This window comes from Streptomyces sp. AC602_WCS936, assembly GCF_019049125.1.
Classification (GTDB): domain Bacteria; phylum Actinomycetota; class Actinomycetes; order Streptomycetales; family Streptomycetaceae; genus Streptomyces.
In genome coordinates, this window is sequence record NZ_JAGMUF010000039.1 from 19,786 (window position 1) to 39,908 (window position 20,123).

The 20,123-nt window shown below is 73.8% G+C and carries 15 protein-coding genes and 1 tRNA gene; 9 read left to right on the plus strand and 7 right to left on the minus strand.

Translation table 11 applies throughout. The features are described 5' to 3' along the window. Positions 1 to 63: 63 nt before the first annotated feature. Positions 64 to 1,560, minus strand: a complete 1,497-nt coding sequence (locus tag KUM03_RS14685) for a PP2C family protein-serine/threonine phosphatase (RefSeq protein WP_217248478.1) — start codon at positions 1,558 to 1,560, stop codon at positions 64 to 66. Positions 1,561 to 2,209: 649 nt separating this feature from the next. Between KUM03_RS14685 and KUM03_RS14690 the strand changes: the two genes are divergently transcribed. Further along, the gene (locus KUM03_RS14690; protein ID WP_217248496.1) at positions 2,210 to 2,875 is read left to right on the plus strand and encodes a bifunctional DNA primase/polymerase; all 666 of its coding nucleotides are present in this window, start codon (positions 2,210 to 2,212) and stop codon (positions 2,873 to 2,875) included. 56 nt (positions 2,876 to 2,931) lie between these two features. Continuing rightward, positions 2,932 to 3,762, plus strand: coding sequence for a hypothetical protein (locus KUM03_RS14695; RefSeq protein ID WP_254399356.1), 831 nt, complete (start codon positions 2,932 to 2,934; stop codon positions 3,760 to 3,762). Between the two features lie 245 nt (positions 3,763 to 4,007). On the opposite strand, the gene KUM03_RS14700 is transcribed toward KUM03_RS14695, so the two are convergent. From KUM03_RS14700 to KUM03_RS14710, 3 genes are all read right to left on the minus strand, one after another. Next, a complete protein-coding gene (locus KUM03_RS14700) occupies positions 4,008 to 4,973 on the minus strand; it encodes a DUF5926 family protein (RefSeq protein ID WP_217248498.1) in 966 nt (321 codons plus the stop codon). A gap of 487 nt (positions 4,974 to 5,460) precedes the next feature. Further along, on the minus strand, positions 5,461 to 6,012 hold the full coding sequence (locus KUM03_RS14705; protein WP_241846948.1) for an ATP-binding protein: 552 nt from the start codon (positions 6,010 to 6,012) through the stop codon (positions 5,461 to 5,463). Positions 6,013 to 6,270: 258 nt separating this feature from the next. Further along, positions 6,271 to 7,098 (minus strand): glycerophosphodiester phosphodiesterase, encoded by an 828-nt coding sequence (locus KUM03_RS14710; protein WP_217248500.1) that lies wholly within the window; start codon positions 7,096 to 7,098, stop codon positions 6,271 to 6,273. Positions 7,099 to 7,403: 305 nt separating this feature from the next. On the opposite strand from KUM03_RS14710, the gene KUM03_RS14715 reads away from it, so the two are divergent. The 4 genes from KUM03_RS14715 to KUM03_RS14730 all read left to right on the plus strand — a co-directional run bounded on the left by KUM03_RS14715 (position 7,404) and on the right by KUM03_RS14730 (position 10,310). Then, a complete protein-coding gene (locus KUM03_RS14715; RefSeq protein ID WP_217248501.1) occupies positions 7,404 to 8,927 on the plus strand; it encodes a S1C family serine protease in 1,524 nt (507 codons plus the stop codon). A gap of 62 nt (positions 8,928 to 8,989) precedes the next feature. After that, positions 8,990 to 9,074: transfer RNA gene (locus tag KUM03_RS14720), tRNA-Ser, on the plus strand. A gap of 210 nt (positions 9,075 to 9,284) precedes the next feature. Next, complete coding sequence (locus KUM03_RS14725) at positions 9,285 to 9,962, plus strand: DJ-1/PfpI family protein (RefSeq protein ID WP_217248507.1); 678 nt, start codon at positions 9,285 to 9,287, stop codon at positions 9,960 to 9,962. 39 nt (positions 9,963 to 10,001) lie between these two features. Beyond that, positions 10,002 to 10,310 (plus strand): hypothetical protein, encoded by a 309-nt coding sequence (locus KUM03_RS14730; RefSeq protein ID WP_217248519.1) that lies wholly within the window; start codon positions 10,002 to 10,004, stop codon positions 10,308 to 10,310. 32 nt (positions 10,311 to 10,342) lie between these two features. Here the strand turns inward: KUM03_RS14730 and KUM03_RS14735 are convergent, their stop codons facing one another. Continuing rightward, a complete protein-coding gene (locus tag KUM03_RS14735; protein ID WP_217248521.1) occupies positions 10,343 to 11,215 on the minus strand; it encodes a bifunctional DNA primase/polymerase in 873 nt (290 codons plus the stop codon). Positions 11,216 to 11,619: 404 nt separating this feature from the next. Here KUM03_RS14735 and KUM03_RS14740 point away from each other — a divergent pair, with 404 nt between their 5' ends. The 3 genes from KUM03_RS14740 to KUM03_RS14750 all read left to right on the plus strand — a co-directional run bounded on the left by KUM03_RS14740 (position 11,620) and on the right by KUM03_RS14750 (position 14,722). Beyond that, positions 11,620 to 11,946 (plus strand): hypothetical protein, encoded by a 327-nt coding sequence (locus KUM03_RS14740; RefSeq protein WP_217248533.1) that lies wholly within the window; start codon positions 11,620 to 11,622, stop codon positions 11,944 to 11,946. Positions 11,947 to 12,267: 321 nt separating this feature from the next. Further along, complete coding sequence (locus KUM03_RS14745; RefSeq protein ID WP_217248536.1) at positions 12,268 to 12,864, plus strand: SigE family RNA polymerase sigma factor; 597 nt, start codon at positions 12,268 to 12,270, stop codon at positions 12,862 to 12,864. 202 nt (positions 12,865 to 13,066) lie between these two features. Next, the gene (locus KUM03_RS14750) at positions 13,067 to 14,722 is read left to right on the plus strand and encodes a long-chain fatty acid--CoA ligase (protein ID WP_217248548.1); all 1,656 of its coding nucleotides are present in this window, start codon (positions 13,067 to 13,069) and stop codon (positions 14,720 to 14,722) included. Positions 14,723 to 14,774: 52 nt separating this feature from the next. Here KUM03_RS14750 and KUM03_RS14755 read toward each other — a convergent pair whose 3' ends face one another. Both KUM03_RS14755 and KUM03_RS14760 read right to left on the minus strand, forming a co-directional pair. After that, positions 14,775 to 19,382 carry a PAS domain-containing protein gene (locus KUM03_RS14755; RefSeq protein ID WP_217248558.1) on the minus strand — a complete coding sequence of 1,536 codons (4,608 nt, stop codon included), beginning with the start codon at positions 19,380 to 19,382 and terminating at the stop codon, positions 14,775 to 14,777. Positions 19,383 to 19,581: 199 nt separating this feature from the next. Next, positions 19,582 to 20,067, minus strand: a complete 486-nt coding sequence (locus tag KUM03_RS14760) for an SSI family serine proteinase inhibitor (RefSeq protein ID WP_217248560.1) — start codon at positions 20,065 to 20,067, stop codon at positions 19,582 to 19,584. Positions 20,068 to 20,123 lie beyond the last annotated feature (56 nt).

Genomic DNA, 20,123 nt, shown 5'->3' on the forward strand with positions numbered 1-20,123 from the left:
AAGGGCCTGTTACACGGAAGCGCTACCGTCCGTTATCCGTCGCGGACCCGGCGTAGACGTCCGTTAATCGAACCGGACCGCCAGCAGAACCACGTCCTCCTCGGAGTCGGCCTCGGCCTTGCCGTCCGGCAGCACCGTGCGCAGGACGTGCTCGGTGACGGCGTCCGGGTCCTGCCGCGCGGCCCGGGGCACACCGGCAGCCGCCGCGTGCAGCCGGGCGAAGGCGCGGTCGGCCGGGTCGCCGGTGCGGTGCAGCAGTCCGTCGGTGTACAGCAGAACCGTCTCTCCCGGCTCGGCCTGCACCTCCACGCTCGGTGCCTCCCAGCAGGCGAGCATGCCCAGCGGCGCGGAGACGGAGGTCTCGACGTACTCCGTGCGCCGCTGACCGATCAGCAGCGGCGGGCTGTGTCCGGCGCCGGCCAGGGTGATCCGGCGCAGCGCGGGCTCGCAGTAGCCGAACAGGGCGGTGGCCGAGCGGGCGGGCTCGGTGAGCCGCAGCAGCAGCTCCAGGTCGGACAGGACGGCGACCGGGTCCTCGCCCTCCATCACGGCGTACGCCCGCAGGGAGGCGCGCAGCCGTCCCATCGCGGCGACCGCACTGGGCCCGGACCCGGTGACGGACCCGACGGCGAGCCCGAGCGCGGCGTCCGGCAGCGGCAGGGCGTCGTACCAGTCGCCGCCGGCGCGCGGTCCGGTGCGGTGCCGGGCGGCGAGCTGGACGCCGGGCACCCGGGGCAGGCGGGAGGGCAGCAGTTCCTCGGCCAGCGTCGCCATGGACGCGCGCGTGCGCTCGACTTCCAGCAGCCGGGCCAGGTGAGGTGCGGCGTGCCGGGTGTAGAGGCCGGCGAGGTGGCGCTGTCGTTCGTCGGGCTCGGCGGGCTCGTCGTAGAGCCAGACGGCGGCTCCGAGGCGCCGGGTGCCTCCGGTGCTCTCGTTGTTTCCGGTACTTCCGGCAACTCCGTGGCTTCCGGCGCTGCCGGTGCTTTCCGCGGACAGCGGCAGCGCGTAGCTGGCGGCGTAGCCGAGGCGGGTGGCGACCTCGCGGTGGCGGGGGTCGAGCCCCTTCTCGGCGAACAGGTCCGGCTCGGCGAGCCCGCCCTCGCCGACCGGCAGCCCGTCCAGAATCCGCCCGTGGGGCAGGGCGTCGCGGGGCACCGTCTCGATGTGGCCGAGGTCCGCGCGGGCGAGCCCGAGGCCGACGGTGGTGTCCGGGCCCAGTCCGTCCGCCGGTTCCAGGGTGACGAGACCGCGCCGGGCGCCCACCAGGGCGGCTCCGGCGCGCAGCAGTTCCTGAAGGCCTTCGGCCAGGGAGTCCGTACGGACCAGGCGCTCGGTGAGTTCGTGCAGGGTCGTGAGGTCCGAGACCCAGCCGGCGAGCCGGTCCTGGAGCAGGGCGCCGGGGGCGCAGGGGGTGCCCGGGTCGTCGGCGACGTCCGCGGTGTCCGTGGCGCTCTGCGGGGCGGCCGGGGAGGTGCTCGGGGCGGTGGACGCGACAGTGTGTGCGGGGGACGGAACCGTTGAATCGATTCCGGCCACTTTCGCAGGGTGCGGGGCGTTCATGGCGTCCGGCCTTCCGACCGGCGCTTACTGCTCAAAAGCATCGCGAACCCCCATGTCATTCTGCGCCGCTAGCAGTGTCTCCACATGTACACGCACTCGTAAGGAGATGTCCAGCATTGTCCTGCCGGGATTCCTGGTGTCCGTGGGGTGCGGGTGTCCTCCTTCTCGACCTCTTGCGTAAAAGAGAAAATGGCTTGAAACTGCCCCGGAGGACGTCTTGTTGCGGTCGACTGGGGGTGCTTTACGGAGCGTCACAGCGGTCGTGATGGGTACGTACTCGGTGAAGGCCAGGGGTGGTTGGGGACCATTCGGAACCTGGCGGCGGACCCGGGCGTCCTATCCACCGACGACCGTGCCCCATCCTCCCGTGGCGGAGGCGGAGAGAAATACGCGCGACGGCAAAACGCCAGACTTCGCCACCCCCGCGCCACGCCCATGCTTTTGATGGACGCAGTGCGGACGAACCGTCCCGGACGCAGTCAGTGCTCGGCCCACAGGGCTTCTCCCCGCCCTTGGCGGAGGCGTCGTCGGCGGAAGATGGCCCTCGGCAGGGGTGTGATGCGCCACCAGCTACGCACAGCGAAGTGATCGACACATGGTGATGTGACCACGGTGTTGCCAGGCGTGCAACGGAAAGGAACGAGCGCTCATGCGCGAGATCCTCGGAAGGCGACGCAGGCTCTTGTCCCAGCACGACGACGGGCGGCCTGAGCTCATCGGCGCGGCCCTGACCTACGCGACACAATGGCAGTGGCCCGTACTCCCGGGAGTGGCGGCGGACCCGCGGGCGCGGTCGCGCTGCGGCTGTCCCGACCCCGAGTGCACGGTGCCCGGCGCGCATCCCTTCGACCCCGGGCTCCTCGCGGCCACCACCGACGCGCGCATGGTGCGCTGGTGGTGGGGCAACCGGCCCACCGCGCCGATCGTCCTGGCCACCGGGGGCGGCGCCCCCTGCGCCGTCTCCCTGCCTGCCCTGCCGGCCGCCCGCGCGCTGGCCGCGCTCGACCGCGCCGGCATGCGGCTCGGCCCGGTCGTCGCCTCGCCCACCCGCTGGTCGCTGCTGGTGCGGCCGTACTCCATGGAGCAGCTGGGCGAGCTGCTGTACGCCAAGGACTTCGTGCCCGGCTCCCTGCGGTTCCACGGCGAGGGCGGCTACCTCGCGCTGCCGCCGTCCGAGACCGGCCCGGGCGCCGTCCGCTGGGAGCGGGCGCCGCTGCACGGCTCCGCCTCGCCCTGGGTGCCCGACGTGGAGGCCGTGGTGGACGCGGTGGTCGACGCCCTCACTCGTACGGGTGTGAGCGCGCCCGAGTTGTAGGGGTGTCCGGCGCGCGCGGAAGGGCGCGCCCGCCCGCCGTCGTTATCGTCCGCCCCATGCCGCTTCATGCAGGGGAGCACCGCGCCGCCCGGCGGTACCGCGCCTTCGGGCGGTACCGCGTCGCCGGGCAGCACCGCGCGGCCGGGCAGCACCGCGCGTGGCCGCGCCCGGATCGGCCGGACCGTCGACGGATCCGGCTGTACGGACTCGCCGCGGTCGTGGTGTGTGCGGTCGTACTGCCGTTCGCGGTGGCGTCCGCGGGGCCGTCGGGTGACAGGCCGGGTGACCGGGGGAAGACCCCCGCGACCGTCCCTCTCCTCTCGCGGGGCGGTGACGGCAAGGCGCCCGGCGACGCGGGCACCGCCGAAGGAGCCGACCCGGACCCGGCCGGGGCTGTCGCGCCCGCCCCCTCCCCGCTGCCCGCGGGACCGGCCACCGCGGTGCGCTGCGGCCCCGAACTCACCTCCCCGGAGGGCGTCGAGGCCCAGACCTGCGTCCTCACCCAGGGCACCGGGACCGGCACGCGGACCTGGGCGCGGACCTACTACCGCAACGCGACCGGTGACCCGCTGGAAGCCGTGCTGAGCCTTCTGGGACCCGACGGGCGCAGCGTGCGGATGCGCTGCGAGGTCGGCGCCGAGGACGCGCCGGGTACCTGCGAGACGCCGAGGGAGCCCGTGCGCGGCGGACCGGCGGCGTACACAGCGGTCGCCGAGTTCGCGGGCCGGGCCGGGTACGGGCCGCTGCTGCTGCGCACCGGGAGCAACCGTGGCGACGGCGGTCCCGGAAGCGGTGGTGCCGTGGGCGGCGGGAGCAACGGGGGCAACGGGAGCGCCAGGAGTGTTGACGGCCGACGGGGCAACTCGACGACGGAGACGGGGAGTTGACGGGCGGTCGCGGTGTGTGGGCGGCCGGGCGCATGGAAAGACCCGGTTGCTGGCGACGGGGGATGCACCAGCAACCGGGCTACTCGAACGGTAACAAGAGATCGGCGGTTAGCAAATTCGATCTCCTGCTTTCCGGTCACCGACTGGCCTGTTCAGGCCGGGAGTTGTGACCGGAGTCACGCGTGTGCCGCCGGATGTTCCGGCTGACCGGTCGGTCAGCCGGGTCGGCTTCCGCGGCGGCGGGGTCAGCTGAGGGTGACCTGCCGGTTGGTCAGGCCGCCGCGTGCCCGGCGCTCCTCCGGGCTGAGCGGGGTGTCCGCCGCCAGCGCCTCGGCGAGACGCTCGGCGAACTCGGCCGCCGGCTTCTCGATGTCCTGCGCGGTGACCCCGCTCGGCAGGTCCCACACCGGAACGGTGAGCCCGTGTGCCCGGAAGGAGCCGACGAGGCGGGTGCCCTCGCCGAGCGACGACCGGCCGGCCGCGTGCAACCGGGCGAGAGCGTCCAGAAGCCGCTCCTCCTCGTGCGGCATGACCCAGCGCAGGTGGTTCTTGTCCGGCGTCTCGCACCAGTAGGCGAAGTCCACGCCCTGGAGCCGGACGGTCGGGATGGCCGCGGCGTTGGCGCGCTCCAGAGAGGCGGTCACGTCCGGAGTGGCGTTCTCCGGGTCCGGGACCCAGAACTCGAAGCCCGGGTGCACCTCGGGCTGGAACGGGCCCTCGGGAGCGAGCAGGTCCTGCAGGCGGGGCCCGTCGGACGGCGCGCGGCGGCCCTGCACGGGGCTGCCCGGCTGGGCGGTCAGCGCCCGCTGGAGGGTGTCGGCGAGGTCGCGGCTGATGTCACCGGAAGCCGTGTCGTTCTGCAGGCCGAGCAGGACGGAGCCGTCGTCGCGGCGCAGGGCGGGCCAGGCCATCGGCAGCACCGTGGCCAGCGTGACGGACGGGACGCCTTCGGGCAGACCGTCCTTCAGGGTGAGCTCGGCCGTGGCCGCCGGGACCAGCTCGCGCAAGGCCACCCAGTCGCACTCGCCGGGCAGCCCCTCGAACGGGCGCTGCACCAGCTCGGTCGTGGCTTGTGCGGCGGCACGGCCGTGGCAGGCCTTGTAGCGGCGGCCACTGCCGCACGGGCAGGGCTCGCGTGCGCCGACCACCGGGATCTCACTGTCCGTGAGCTGCGGCCGCTTGGCCTTCGTCTGGGGTCGCTTCTTGGCCATCGTGGGTGTCTCCCGATTGCGGCTCAATCTCGTACGGGCGCGAGCCTAGCCGCTCCCACTCCGGCCGACGGGACCCTGTGGACAACCGGCCGCTTGTGTACAACGGGCCGACGGTGGACGGCTGGTTCGGGTGGGCGGCTGGTACGGGTGCACGACGGGTCGCCGATGGACGGCGGGCTGTTTGCCGTTGACGGGCGGACGACGGGCCGCCGACGGGCGTCTCCGCCACCGGCCGCCTCCGCGATCGCAGCAGCGGCCTGGCCTGCTCGCCGCGTGGGCCGACCGACCGTGTGTACGCGCGTCGCGCGGGCCGCAGGGACGGTTGTCACCGCACGCCACGTGACCGCCGGGCCGACCGACCGACCGGCTGACTGACCGCCCGACCACCGCCCGCACCGTCTTCCGGGCAGGCCGCAGTGGTGACCATCGCCATCGCCATCGCCATCGCCATCGCCATCGCCATCGCCGTGCGCCGCGCGGGCGCTGGTCAGCCCACGTCGTCGAAGGCGTCCGCGAAGTCCAGCCCGGGGATCTCCGACACCGCGGGTGCCGTGATCCGGGTGGCGAAGTCGTCCCGCCGGTGCCCGGCGTCCGGGTCGTGCACGTCGTCGTGGACGACGACCCAGACCGTGACCTCCCCGCGGGCGTCGTCCCGTACGCCCCAGTCGTCCGCGAGCGCGGTGATGATGTTCAGCCCGCGGCCGCCGTGCGCGGTGACCGAGGGGGTCGCCGGCGCCGGACGGGTCGGGCCGCCGCCGTCCGTGACCTCCACGAGGAGCCGTCCGGCCGCGTCCACCTGCCACGCGGCGCGGACGTCGCCGTCCCCCGCCAGGGCGTCGCCCAGCGGACGGCCGTGCTTGCACGCGTTGCTCAAAAGCTCCGAAAGGACCAGTACGGCGTCGTCGATGACCGATTCCGCCACACCGCCGCCGCGCAACTGCTCGCGCATCCGGCGCCGTGCCTTCCCCACGCCCGCAGGGCCATGGGGAACGGCCATGCTCGACGACGTGGGCACCTCCTGTGCCACCACCAACGCCACCCCCGAGACCTCCTTCGCCCCACGCCACGGTGTGGATGCCCTTCTGGCCTGAACCGGAAACCGGCCGGTCGCCGTCCAGTGACGCATTCGACACGGTCGAACACGTGCCGAACGCGCCGGAGCACTCCCCGTAATCGTGTGGCTGGATTTCGTCGGTGTGGCCGAGACCGGAGAATGGGCCAGAGAGCGCGCCGGGTCAAGGTTTCCGGACGAATCAGCGACGAATCAGCGACGAATCAGCGACGAAGCGGCGGCGAATCAGCGGCCGAGGTGGTCCAGTACCGCGCGCGGCCGGTTGGTGATGATGGCGTCGACGCCCAGGTCGGCGCAGAGATCGACGTCCTCGGTCTCGTTCACGGTCCACACGTGCACCTGGTGGCCGGCCCGCTTCAGGCGCTCGACGTAGGCGGGGTGGTTGCGCACGATCCGGATCGAGGGGCCCGCGATCCGGACACCGGCGGGCAGCCGGCCGTCGCGCAGCCGGGGCGAGACGAACTGCATCAGGTAGACCGTCGGCAGGGTCGGCGACGCGGCCCGCACCCGGTGCAGCGAGCGGGCCGAGAAGCTCATCACGCGCACCGGGGACTCGGCGGCCGAGGCGGGAGCGTCGAGTCCGAACCGCTTCAGGAGCAGCAGCAGCCGCTCCTCCACCTGCCCCGCCCAGCGCGTGGGGTGCTTGGTCTCGATGGCCAGCTCCACCCGTCGCCCCGCGTCGGCCACCAGCTGGAGCAGGCGCTCCAGGGTCAGTACGGAGGTCTCCTCCCGGTCCTCGGGCCGGTGTTCCCAGTCGGGCTGCTCGTCGCGCGTGCGCCAGAACTCCCGGGTCCTGCGGGCGCCGAAGTCCAGGGCGGCCAGATCGGCGAGCTCCAGGGCCGACACCGCGCCGCGGCCGTTGGACGTACGGTTGACGCGCCAGTCGTGCACGCAGACCAGGTGGCCGTCCGAGGTCAGGCGCACGTCGCACTCGAGGGCGTCCGCCCCGTCCTCTATCGCCTTCCGGTAGGCGGCGAGGGTGTGCTCGGGAGCGTCCTCGGAGGCGCCACGGTGGGCGACGACCTGGATCCGGTGCTGTCGTGCGTGGGTCACCGCGTCATGGTGCCACCGCATGCGGGTAGACGTGCCATCGGAGTCGTCGGCGGCCATCGCCAGTACGTCCGTTTAGTCTTGGATGTCCCATGTAAAGGCTGTCCGTGGACCCACAGCAACCGCTTATGGTGCTCTGACGGCCCGTGGGAAAAGCTGATGGCATACGAAAACACCGCACATCCGCGCCGCGCCGGACCGCGGAGCACCGCGTGAGCGCGGACGAGACCGGCCGATGTGACGAAACAGCCCGTGGACCGCGAAAGGCCCGCGGACCGGAAGACAGCCGTGGAACGAGGAGAGAAGCTGTGAGCACCGAGAACGAGGGCACCGCGGTACCCCCGGCCCCGTCCGCGCCCCCAGTGCCGGTGGACTCTCCCGCAGCCTCTCCCCACCCGGACCCCCACCCAGACTCCCAGCCGCCGTCCCCCGCGCCGACGGCGCCGCAGCCGCAGGACGGCCAGGCCCCCGCCGCCCCCCAGGACCCGGCGGCGCCCCAGGCTTCCGGCGTGACGCACAGCGCTCCGGACGCTTCCTGGCCGCCGCCGCCGCCCCCGCCGCCGGGCACCCCGTCCTACGGCGGAGGAGGCGGTGACGGCCATGGCGGCGAGGGCCATGGCGGTGCCGGTTACGGCAGTGGTGGTTACGGCTATGGCGGTGGCTACGGCGCCGGCGGCTGGGGCGCCTCGTACCAGCCCCCCGCTCCGAAGGCGGGCCGGGGCCGCGGCGGACTGGTCGCCGGGCTCCTGGTCGCCGCGCTGGTGGCGGGCGGCCTGGGCGGCGGCCTCGGCTACACCCTGGCCAAGAACAACGACGAGTCCGGCTCCACCACGGTCTCCGCCTCCGACACCGGCGGCTCCGTCAAGCGCGACGCGGGCACGGTCGCCGGCGTGGCCGCTGAGGCGCTGCCCAGCACGGTCACCATCCAGGCCGAGGGCAGCAACGGCGAGGGCGGCACCGGCACCGGGTTCGTCTTCGACAAGCAGGGCCACATCGTCACCAACAACCACGTGGTGGCGGAGGCGGTGGACGGCGGCAAGCTCAGCGCGACCTTCCCGAACGGCAAGAAGTACGAGGCCCAGGTGGTCGGCCACGCCCAGGGCTACGACGTGGCGGTCATCAAGCTCGAGAACGCCCCCTCGGACCTCAAGCCCCTCCCTCTCGGCAACTCCGACAAGGTGGCGGTCGGCGACTCCACCATCGCCATCGGCGCCCCCTTCGGCCTGTCCAACACGGTGACGACCGGCATCATCAGCGCCAAGAACCGCCCTGTGGCCTCCAGTGACGGCAGCGGCAGCAGCCAGGCCTCCTACATGAGCGCCCTTCAGACCGACGCGTCGATCAACCCGGGCAACTCCGGCGGCCCCCTCCTCGACGCGCAGGGCAACGTCATCGGCATCAACTCCGCCATCCAGTCCACGAGCAACGGCGGCTTCGGCACCGGCCAGGCCGGTTCGATCGGCCTGGGCTTCGCCATCCCCATCAACCAGGCCGAGTTCGTCGCCAAGCAGCTGATCAAGACCGGCAAGCCGGTGTACGCGAAGATCGGTGCCTCCGTCTCCCTCGAGCAGACGACGAACGGCGCGAAGCTCACCGAGCAGGGCGTGAACGGCTCCGAGCCCGTCGAACCGGGCGGCCCCGCGGACGACGCCGGCCTCAAGCCCGGCGACGTCATCACCAAGCTCGACGACCGCGCGATCGACAGCGGCCCGACCCTGATCGGCGAGATCTGGACCCACAAGCCCGGCGACGAGGTCACGGTCACCTACGAGCGCGGCGGCAAGGAACACACCACGGAACTCACCCTGGGCTCCAAGATCGGCGACGACTGATCCCACCCCCACGCACCGACCCGCTACCCTTGTCCCCGCGCCGCCGATCCCGACCGGCGCGGGGTGGGTTGCCCGAGCGGCCTAAGGGAACGGTCTTGAAAACCGTCGTGGCGCAAGTCACCGTGGGTTCAAATCCCACACCCACCGCACTGATTGACGGCCCCTGACCAGGCATGACGGTCGGGGGCCGTCGTCGTGTCCGGTGCGGGGCGGGGGCCGTGCGGTGGGTCGGCGGTGTGGTCGGCACGAACCCGTTGAGAGGTGTCGTTTTTGCCGCTGGGAGGCGGGTGGGGCGGTCGTTACGTTCGAGGGGCGGCCGGTGCAGGCCGGGATTCTCGGACTTGAAGGGTGCCCCTCATGCATGCCCAGATCGTTCTGTTCGACGGTTTTGATCCGCTCGATGTCGTCGCCCCCTTCGAGGTGTTGTGTGCCGGCGGTACCGCCGCACCCGGTGCGGTGAGCGTGGAGCTGGTGTCCGCCGAGGGGCCGCGGGAGGTGGTCAGCGGTACGAACGGGCTGGCGTTGCGGGCCACGGCCGCGCTCGATCCCGGGCGTGCGGGGCTCGTCGTGCTGCCCGGGGCGTCGGGTCGTGTCGGGGAGCCCGGCGAGGTCCCGGGCGAGGACACGGGGGCCGGGGACGAGACGATCCCCGTGCTGCTGGGCCGCACCCTCGCCACCGAGTTGCCCGTGCTGCTGAAGGCGGCGATGGAGAACCCCGAGGTCACCGTCGCTGCCGTGTGCGGAGGGTCGCTCGTGCCGGCCATGGCCGGACTGCTGGAGGGGCGTCACGCGACCACCCACCACATGGGCCTCGACATGCTCGACGCCACCGGCGTCCACGCGGTGAACGCCCGTGTCGTCGACGACGGCGACCTCGTCACCGGCGCCGGTGTCACCTCAGGGCTCGACCTGGGCCTGTACCTGCTGGAGCGCGAGGTGGGCCCGCGGATCGCCCACGCCGTCGAGGAACTGTTCGCCCACGAGCGCCGCGGCACCGTGTGGAAGGCCGAGGGGCCCGTGCCCGTCGGCTTCTGATCCCGTCCTCTGCCACCCACCGTCAGGAAGAAGCACAGTATGTCCGTCGAAGGCACCTGGGACCTGTCCATCTCGACTCCGATCGGCAGGATCGCGGCGGTCGCCGAGTTCCGCAGGCGCGAGGACGGGCTCCTCGTCGGGACCGCCCACGGGGCGGGGGAGGAAGTACCGCTGCGTGACGTCGTACTCCACGGCGACCGGCTCACCTGGAAGCAGGCCGTCACCAAGCCGTTGCGGCTGAACCTGGCCTTCGACGTGACGGTCGACGGTGACAGCCTGGCCGGTACTTCACGGGCCGGCCGGCTGCCCGCCTCGAAGGTCACCGGGGCGCGTAGGAGGACGGGCTAACCGTTGCTCCGGGAGGCGGCGGGAGGGACCGGTCAGGGGCGGTGGCTCGTCATGCGGGCCGCGGAGGCGATCGTGGCGCGGGCTTCGTGTTCCGTCAGGCCGGTGCTGCGGGCCGCCTCGACCAAGGGGCCCACCAGGGCGGCCCCGATGCCGTTCTCGTAGGCGCGGCAGGCCGCCCAGAACAGGCGGGTGTTGCGCTGGCCCGCGTGGGCGGCGAGGACGAACTGGACGAGTCCCCGGCCATGGGCGTCGGTCGTGGTGTGGGCGGGAGCGTGCCGACGCGGCCGGGGCGGTGGGAGGAGCAGGCGCAGGAGCGCGGGCGGGCAGGGCGCGGGGGCGAGGTGGGCGGTGCCGGGGGCCGCGGTGTACGCGCCGTGCCGGGTGCGGGAGCCGGGGCCGACCAGGTAGCCGCCGGCGCCCCGGATGTCGATGCCGGGGGCGAGGCGGCCGGCCGAGTTGGGGACGACGGCGTCGGACGGGCCGCTCAGCCACACGTGGCGGCCTCCGCTCGGGGTGAGGACGACGACCGTGGGCGGGATCGTGAACAGGTGGCGCAGGGCCAGTTCGCGCAGGGCGGCCGAGGAGTCCGTCTCCGACTTCGTGTCCAGGTCGACGCCGATGAGGTGGTGCGGGGGCAGGCCGCAGGCGATGCCGTAGCCGGTGGCCCAGGGGGCGGCGGCGAACAGTTCGCGGATGCGGGCCGGGTCGGTGGAGGCGTCGTAGACCCCGTGGCCGAGGCGGCCGCACTCGCCGTGGCAGGGGGCCGGGGACGGGTCGTCGCGGTGGGGGGAGCGGAGGGCCGGGAGCTTCGTCCGGGACAGGGGGATGACGGCCAGGCCGCGTTCGGCGGCTGACAGGGCGTGTGCGAGGGCCAGCGTCGTGGCCTGCCGGTCGGTGGTGGCCATGACTCCATGTTCGTATGTGTGTTCGAAAAAGGGAAGGGCGAGTGCGTGCGACACGCCGGGGCGGGGCGGCGGGCGGAAAAAGTGCTGGAACGCTTCACCTCTTGCGGTGCTTGGGGGACAGGTGTCCCTGCTGTGCCGAGCTGGGGTGGAAGGGGGGCAAAGGGGTTTATCGACTTGTCATCACGCTTGAGGGCGAATCAGGCCTTCCGGGGTGGTTCGCCGGGGTTCGGTGGGCAATTCTGATCACGCGACGTCGTGCACAGCGTCGAGGCGGTCGGCCAACTGCCTTGGCAGGGAACAGAGTTCAGAACTGCTTCACGAAACTTCACGCAGGTTCAGGCAGCTTCACGTACTGACCGCGCCTTCGGCTGCAAGCCGGTGCGCACTTGTTCTGGAGGAACAACATGGCAAGCATCCGTACCGCCCGCGTCGTCGCCGCCGTCGCCGCCCTGCCGCTCGCCGCCGCCCTCTTCGGCGGCATCGCGACGGCGGACAACGGCGCCATCGCGGACGACGGATCGAGCGCGACCGCCGCCAGCGCCAACGCCGGCATCCTCGGCAGCGGCGTCGGCGGGGACAACAACGGCAACTCGTCCACCACGCAGCAGCAGGCGGTCGGCTCCGGGGCCTCGAACCAGAGCAACACCGCGCAGGTCGACGGCTCCGCGTTCACGGCGATCAATCAGGGCAACGAGAACGTGGCCGTCAGCTTCTCCCCGCTGTGGTGGTGAGCTGAGGGGCCGGGGCGCGGGTGCGCTCCCGCGCCCGGTCCCTCACTCTCCGTGCGGGGTGTGCTTCATGGGGTCGCAAGACGTCTGGGCGGCGGTGGGCCGGTTGTTCCGGCACCGCCGCCCAGGCGTTTTCCGTGTGCGCGGGGGCCTTCCGGCGGCCCTGCTCGCCGGGGCTCCCCCAGGGGTGAACCCGCACTGCCTCTCCTCCCCTCGTCCACCTACAGGAGGTGCAGCCGGCACCACCCCTACAACCTGAGGCGGACGCGGCTTCGGGACCTGCGGGCGATCCGCCGGGCACCCTCCCGCTCATAGCGTTGAGACATGACCGCACCCGTCTGCACCAGCGCTTCGAACGCCGCCACCGCCATGGCCCCGGCCAAGGTCCCGGCCAGAGCCGCGGCAAGGACGCAGACCTTCCCGTACCCGTCGTTCTCGTCGTACGTGAAGGCCCGCCAGCCGGTGCTGCTGCGTACCGCCCGGTCGCTCACCGCGAACCCGAGCGACGCGGAGGACCTGCTGCAGACCGCCCTCACCAAGACCTACGTGGCCTGGGAGCGCATCGAGGACCACCGAGCCCTCGACGGCTATGTGCGCCGGGCACTGGTGAACACCCGGACGTCGCAGTGGCGCAAGCGCAAGGTCGACGAGTTCGCCTGCGACGAGCTGCCCGAGCCGGAGCCCGTGCCGGCCGGCGACGACCCGGCCGAGCGCCAGGCGCTGCACGACGCGATGTGGCGGGCGATCATGAAGCTGCCGGCCCGGCAGCGCGCGATGGTCGTCCTCAGGTACTACGAGGATCTCAGCGAGGCCCAGACGGCCGACGTGCTCGGCGTTTCCGTGGGCACGGTGAAGTCGGCGGTGTCCCGGGCGCTCGGTAAGCTGCGTGAGGACCCCGAGCTGGGGTTCGTCCGGTCCTGAGCCGGGTTTCGTCCGGTTCCGGCCCGGTTCCGCCCGTTCTCTGCCCGGCGCCCGTGCCGCCGTAGAGGGCTCCCGCCGGGAGACCGCCGAGACGCCCGCACACTGATCGATCAGCCTGGAGTAGTGACATACCGCGCGGTATGTGCGCAGAATCAGCGCAACCCTTACCGCCGCGTAGGCAAAGTCGCCCCGGGAGGACACCGTGCTGAGCACGATGCAGGACGTACCGCTGCTGATTTCGAGGATCCTGAACCACGGGTCGACGATCCACGGCAGCTCGCAGGTGACCACCTGGACCGGTGAGGACGAGCCGCACCGCCGCTCCTTCGCCGAGATCGGCGACCGTGCCGCCCAGCTGGCGCACGCCCTGCGCGAGGACCTCGCCGTCGGCGACGACGAGCGCGTGGCGACCCTCATGTGGAACAACGCCGAGCACGTCGAGGCCTACTTCGCGATCCCCTCCATGGGCGCGATCCTCCACACCCTCAATCTCCGCCTCCCGCCCGAGCAGCTGGCCTGGATCGTCAACCACGCGGCCGACCGCGTCGTGATCGCCAACGGCTCCCTGCTCCCCCTGCTCGCCCCGCTGCTCCCGCACCTGAAGACGGTCGAGCACGTCGTCGTCACCGGCCCGGGCGACCGCGCCCTGCTGGCCGAGGCCTCCGTCCAGGTGCACGAGTACGAGGACCTGATCGCCGGGAAGCCGACGGCGTACGACTGGCCCGAGCTGGACGAGCGGGCCGCCGCCGCCATGTGCTACACCTCCGGCACCACCGGCGACCCCAAGGGCGTGGTCTACAGCCACCGCTCCATCTACCTGCACTCCATGCAGGTCAACATGGCCCAGTCGATGGGCCTGACCGACGAGGACACCTCGCTGGTCGTGGTCCCGCAGTTCCACGTCAACGCCTGGGGACTGCCGCACGCCACCTTCATGACCGGCGTGAACATGCTGATGCCGGACCGCTTCCTCCAGCCGGCCCCGCTCGCCGAGATGATCGAGGGCGAGCGGCCGACCCACGCCGCCGCCGTCCCCACCATCTGGCAGGGCCTGCTCGCCGAGCTGACCGCCAAGCCGAGGGACGTCTCCTCCCTCACCCAGGTCACCATCGGCGGCTCCGCCTGCCCGCCCTCCCTCATGGAGGCGTTCGACGCGCTCGGCATGCGGGTCTGCCACGCCTGGGGCATGACGGAGACCTCCCCGCTCGGCACGATCGCCCGACCGCCGGCCCACGCCATCGGCACCGACCGGGAGTTCGCCTACCGCCTCACCCAGGGCCGCTTCCCGGCCGGCGTCGAGGCCCGCCTCACCGGCCCCGGCGGCGAGCGCCTGCCCTGGGACGGCGAGTCCGCCGGTGAGCTGGAGGTACGCGGCAACTGGATCGCCGGCGCCTACTACAACGGGCCGGGCGCCGAGCCGCTGCGTCCCGAGGACAAGTTCAGCGAGGACGGCTGGCTGAAGACCGGCGACGTCGGCACCATCTCCCCCGACGGCTTCCTCACCCTCACCGACCGCGCCAAGGACGTCATCAAGTCCGGCGGCGAGTGGATCTCCTCCGTGGAGCTGGAGAACGCGCTGATGTCCCACCCGGACGTCGCCGAGGCCGCGGTCGTCGCCGTCCCCGACGACAAGTGGGGCGAGCGCCCGCTGGCCACCGTCGTCCTCAAGGAGGGCGCGAGCGTCGGCTTCGAGGAACTGCGGTCCTTCCTCGCCGAGGACGGCAAGATCGCCAAGTGGCAGCTCCCGGAGCGCTGGACGGTGATCGAGGCGGTGCCGAAGACGAGCGTCGGCAAGTTCGACAAGAAGGTGCTGCGCAGGCAGTACGCCGACGGAGGGCTGGACGTGACCCGGCTCTGACCGAGTCCGGAGCGCGCGTACGCCGGGCGGCACCGAGCCCGGCGTACGCGCGTCAGTTGGTCCCGATCCGGGAGAGCAGCTCGACGATCCGGGACTGCACCTCGCCGCTGGTGGAACGCTCCGCCAGGAACAGCACCGTCTCGCCCGAGGCCAGCCGCGGCAGGTCGGCCTGGTCGACGGCGGCGGTGTAGACGACGAGCGGGGTGCGGTTGAGCTGCCCGTTCGCGCGCAGCCAGTCGATGATCCCGGCGTGCCCCTCCTGGCGCCGCTCGATCTGCATCAGATCCATCACGACCAGGTTGGGCCGGAACTGCCCGGCCAGTGTCACCGCGTCGGCGTCGCTCGCCGCCCGCGCCACCTGCATCCCGCGCCGTTCCAGCGTCGAGGTCAGCGCCAGCGCGATCTCCGCGTGCTCCTCGATCAGCAGGACGCGCGGCGGGTGCTGCTCGCTGTCGCGCGGCGCGAGCGCCTTCAGCAGTACGGCGGGGTCGGCGCCGTAGGCGGCGTCCCGCGAGGCCTGTCCGAGTCCGGCCGTGACCAGCACCGGAACCTCGGCCGCCACCGCCGCCTGACGCAGCGACTGGAGCGCGGTACGGGTGATCGGGCCGGTCAGCGGGTCCACGAACAGCGCGGCGGGGAACGCCGCGATCTGCGCGTCGACCTCCTCGCGCGAGTTCACGATCACCGGCCGGTAACCACGGTCGCTGAGCGCCTGCTGCGTGGACACGTCCGGAGCGGGCCACACCAGCAGCCGCCGCGGGTTGTCCAGCGGCTCCGGCGGCAACTCGTCGTCCATCGGCTGCGGACGCGGCGGGTCGGCGACCTCCACGGCCCCGCCGGGCCCGTCCAGCGGCTCGGGACCCTCGGCGGCGTTGCGGTCCGGCGCGCCTATGGCGTACGACCGCCCGACGCCCTCCGTCCCCGGCATGCGCCGCGGCTGACCGCCGGTCAGGGACGGCTGCTCCTGGGGCGGCTGGGGGTGGGACTGGGGCTGCGGCTGGGGCCGGCCCGCGCCCTGGGTCTGGCCCGCGCCCTGGGTCTGGCCCGTGGCCTGGCCCTGGGGCTGCTGGGGTCGGCTCGGCGGCTGCGCGGCGGCGGCGGCCGGCTGGTCGGCACGCGCGGCCGCCGGGTCGGGGGGCGTACCCAGCTTGCGGCGCCGGCCCGAACCGCCCGGCTGCTGCGGGACGGGGGTGGCCGTCGGCTGCTGCACCTGGACCGCCTGCCGGTTGAACGGCACGCCCTGGCCCAGCGTCCGCACGCTGATCGCCCGCCCCTGGGTCGAGTTCGGGTCGACGGGCGCGGACGCCTCGGCGGGCAGCGGCTGCGCCGCGCGCGGGGCGGGAGCGTTCTCGGGCGGCAGCGGCGTGCCCTGGCTCGGCGTGGTCGCGGGAACGCCCCGCGGGGGCGCTGGGGCCGCGGGCGCGCTGGGGGCCCCGGGGGCGGGTGCCGACGCGGGGCCGGTGGTGCCGTCGGGTGCTGCGGGGGTCTCCGTGCCCGGTGCGGCGCCCGGCGCTTCTGGAGTGGCCGCGCCCGTAGCGGTGGCGTCCGGTGCGGTCGCGTCCGTACCGGCGCCCGGCATGTCCGTGGCGGCTGCCGGCCAGGGCTGCGGCGCGGGCTGACCGGTAGCGGGCCGGCCGGTGCCGGTCTGTCCGGTGGCCGGCTGGGCGCCCGCGGTCGCGTCGGCGGGGTGGGGTTGCCCGGGGTGGGCGGCAGCGGCCGGTGCGGGCACCGCCCCCGGTGCGGCCGGGGCGGACGCCTGCTGACCGGCGGTGCTCTGCGGCGGAACGGGCGCTCCGTGCACGGGTGCCGACGGGACCGTTGCCGACGGGACCGGACCGCTCCGCGCCGGCCCGGGCGGGGCCGCCTCCGCCTGCTGGGCGGTCCCCGCCCGGCGCCGCCGTCCGGTGGGCGCCTCGGCCGGGTGCGGCTGCGGCGGGGTGTGGTCGTCGGCCTGGTCGTGCGGTACGGCGTCGTGCCGGCCGTCGTCGACGAGGGCGTCACCGGGGACGGCCGGTCCGGGCAGCGGACCGTGCCCCCGTCCGTGCTCCTGCCCCTGCTCCTGCTCCCGCTCCTGGCCGTGCCCATCGGGCGCCGTGGACGCCGCGGACGCCGCGGCCGCGGCCGCCGTTCCACCGACGGACCCCGCCGGCTCGGCCGCTCCCCGCCCTTCCGCCCCTCCGGGCTCCGCCACGGCGTCGGACGGCCGGTCCGCGTCGGCGGGCGGCAGGGCGAACACCTGACGGGGCGCGGCTTCCTGCGCGGCGGCGCGCTCGTTCGCGGAGGCCAGGGCGCGTCGCCTGCGCCCGGTGGGCCGGTCCGCGTCGGCCGGGTCCGACTCGCCGGCCTGGGCGGGCAGGGCCGGCGGCAGCGCCTGCTGCGCGGCACCGTCCCGCCGGGCGCGCCGTCCGGTCGGCGCGGGAACGCCCTGCGGCGGTACGGTCCCGCCCAGACCGGTGTTGGAGGCCGCGGCCCCTCCACCGTGTTCCCCGGCCATGACGACGGCGCCCTCGGACACTCCGGCGGGAAGCGCCATCGGATGCGCGGCCTCGACGGCGGCACCCACGTCCTCCGCCGGGCGACCGCGCCGACGCCCGGTACCGCCGGACCCCTCGCCCGGGGCGGCCTGCGCGGGAACCGGCAGCGGTGCGGACGCCGGCGCCACCTGTTCTTCAGCTTGGACCTGGGCCTGAGCCGCGCGTCGCCTGCGCCGTCCCGTCGGCGCGGCACCCGCGCCCTCGGGACCGTCCTCGGCGGCACCGGACCCGTCGGCACCCTCGCCCGCCGCCCCCGCGACCTCGCTCTCCAGGAACGCGTCGACGGACGCCCGCCGGGCACGCCGCCGCCCGCCACCGGAACCGGCCGTTTGCGCACCGGCCGGAGCACCGACCGTGCCCGCGGCACCCGCGGCATCCGCTTCCTCGGCCCCGCCCGGCCCCGAGGCCGGTGCCGACACCTGAGCCGACTCCGGTGCCGGACTCCGGTCCGCGACGGCTCCCGCCCCGCCCCCGATCGGCACCTCCAGCACGAACGCGCTGCCGCTCATCCCCGGCACCTCGTGGGTCTGGAGTACGCCACCGTGTGCCCGCACGATCCCGCGCACGATCGGCTCGTGCACCGGGTCTCCCCCGGAGTACGGCCCGCGCACCTCGATGCGTACGACCTCGCCGCGCTGCGCCGCCGCGACCACGACGGTGTTGTCCAGGTAGCCGCCGGTCGCCGACACGGGCGAGTTGCCGGTGGCGTCGACGCCCGCCACGTCCGCGACGAGGTGCGCGAGGGCGATCGCGAGCAGCCGGTGGTCGACCTCGGCCTCGATGGGCGGCGCGTGCACCGCGAACTGCACCCGTCCCGGCCCGATCAGCTCGACGGCACCGTCGACACCGGAGGCGACGACCGCGTCGAGCATCACCTTCGTACGGGCGACGCCCTCGTTGCCGACGTCGAGGCGCTGGTAGCCGAGGACGTTGTCGATGAGCGTGGTGATGCGCGAGTAGCCGGCCGACAGGTGGTGCAGCACCTGGTTGGCCTCGGGCCACAGCTGCCCGGCGTCGTCCGCGGCCAGTGCGGCGAGGTCCTGGCGCAGTTCGTCCAGGGGTCCGCGCAGGGAGCCCCCGAGGAGGGTGAGGAGCTGCTCGTGCCGGGCGGCGAGGGCCTCGTAGCGGTCCTTCTCCCGTTCGCCGAGCGCGGCGTAGCGGTCCGCGTCCGCGGCGACCTCCTCCGCGTGCTTCTCCCGCAGCTCCTCCAGCTCACTCACGTGCTCCTGGCGCAGGGCGGTCAGCTCGGCGGCGTGCTCCTCGGCGAGCCGCTCCAGTTCCTCGGCGTGCCGCCGCTCCGCGTCCTCGTGCTCCTTGACCAGCGCGTCGTAGGGGCGCCGGTCGGTGAAGGTCATCACGGCGCCGACGAGCTGGTCGCCGTCGCGCACGGGGGCGGTCGTCAGGTCGACCGGCACCTGGTCGCCGCTCTTGGAGAACAGCACCTGCCCGCGCACCCGGTGCTTGCGTCCGGAGCGCAGGGTGTCGGCGAGCGGGGACTCGTCGTACGGGAAGGGGGAGCCGTCGGCCCGCGAGTGCAGGACGAGGGTGTGCAGCTCGCGGCCGCCGAGGTCGCTGGCGCGGTAGCCCAGTATCTGGGCGGCGGCCGGGTTGACGAGGACGATCCGCCCGTCGGTGTCGGTGCCGACGACGCCCTCGGCGGCGGCCCGCAGGATCATCTCGGTCTGCCGCTGCGAACGGGCCAGTTCGGCCTCGGTGTCGACGGTGCCGGAGAGGTCGCGGACGACGAGCATCAGCAGTTCGTCGCCGGTGTAGCCGTAGTTGTCGTAGGCCTGCTGGCCGGTCTCCAGGTTGGCGCTGGTGACCTCGACGGGGAACTCACTGCCGTCGGTGCGCCGGGCGACCATGCGCGTCGGCTTGGTGCGCGCGCGGGGGTCGATGTGGTCGGGGCGCCGCATCGACCCGGGAATGAGCCGCGAGTCGAACTCCGGCAGCAGATCCAGCAGCCCGCGCCCGACCAGCGCCGTGCCCGGCGTCTCGAAGGCCTCCAGCGCGATGGTGTTGGCGTTGACGACGGTGCCGTTGGCGTTGACCAGGACCAACGCGTCCGGCAGCGCGTCCAGTATGGCTGCGAGGCGAGCAGCGCCTCGGGATGGCCTGCTGCTCACGAGACGCTTCCCTCCTGTTACCGCACTTGCCGACCGCCCGGGCCATCTTGCCAACCGGCCCGCGACGTGTCACGCGAGGGAGTCTAAGGGTTGGGGCCCGGCGGGCGGTGCGGGATGGGACGGAGGTCGCACGTGGGACTGACGCAGAACGTGTGACCGATGCCCCCGGGCGCCGCCCTTACGGCACCCGCCGGGCCGCCTACGACCGTCCCGGCGACCCCACCTCCGGCAGCAGCGGCACCATGTGGTCCCAGCGGGAGATCTCGCAGCCGTCGCGGCGGTCGTACGTCACGTCGACCGGGCGGCCGGCCCAGAAGCCCGTGACGTGCGCGGTGGCCGGGCCGCCGTACTGCATGGTGCAGACGCTGCCCTCGGGGACCGGCGCGAAGGCTTCCTGTCCCCAGCGCGTGTCGCGCTCGACGACGGCGCAGGCGCCGGCCGGGTCGGGATGGGTGCCGCCGGCGGGGCCGCAGGACAGCTCGTACGTGCCGTCGGCGTCCGGGCCGGCGTCCCGGACGGTGACGGTCAGGTGGTTCGTGGCCCGGGCGCCCGGGTCGGCGGCGGTGGCGGGGGTGTGCGGGCCGGTGGCCGCGGCCGGGTGCGCGGACAGGGCGGCGAGGCTCGCGACGGACAGGGCGGCGGCGCCGAGGAGGCGGGCGGCGGGGACTCGGGTGACCTGCAACATGACCTGACTAACGCGCCGGCCCGCCGGACGTTGCGCGACCGGCCGCGGACCACGCC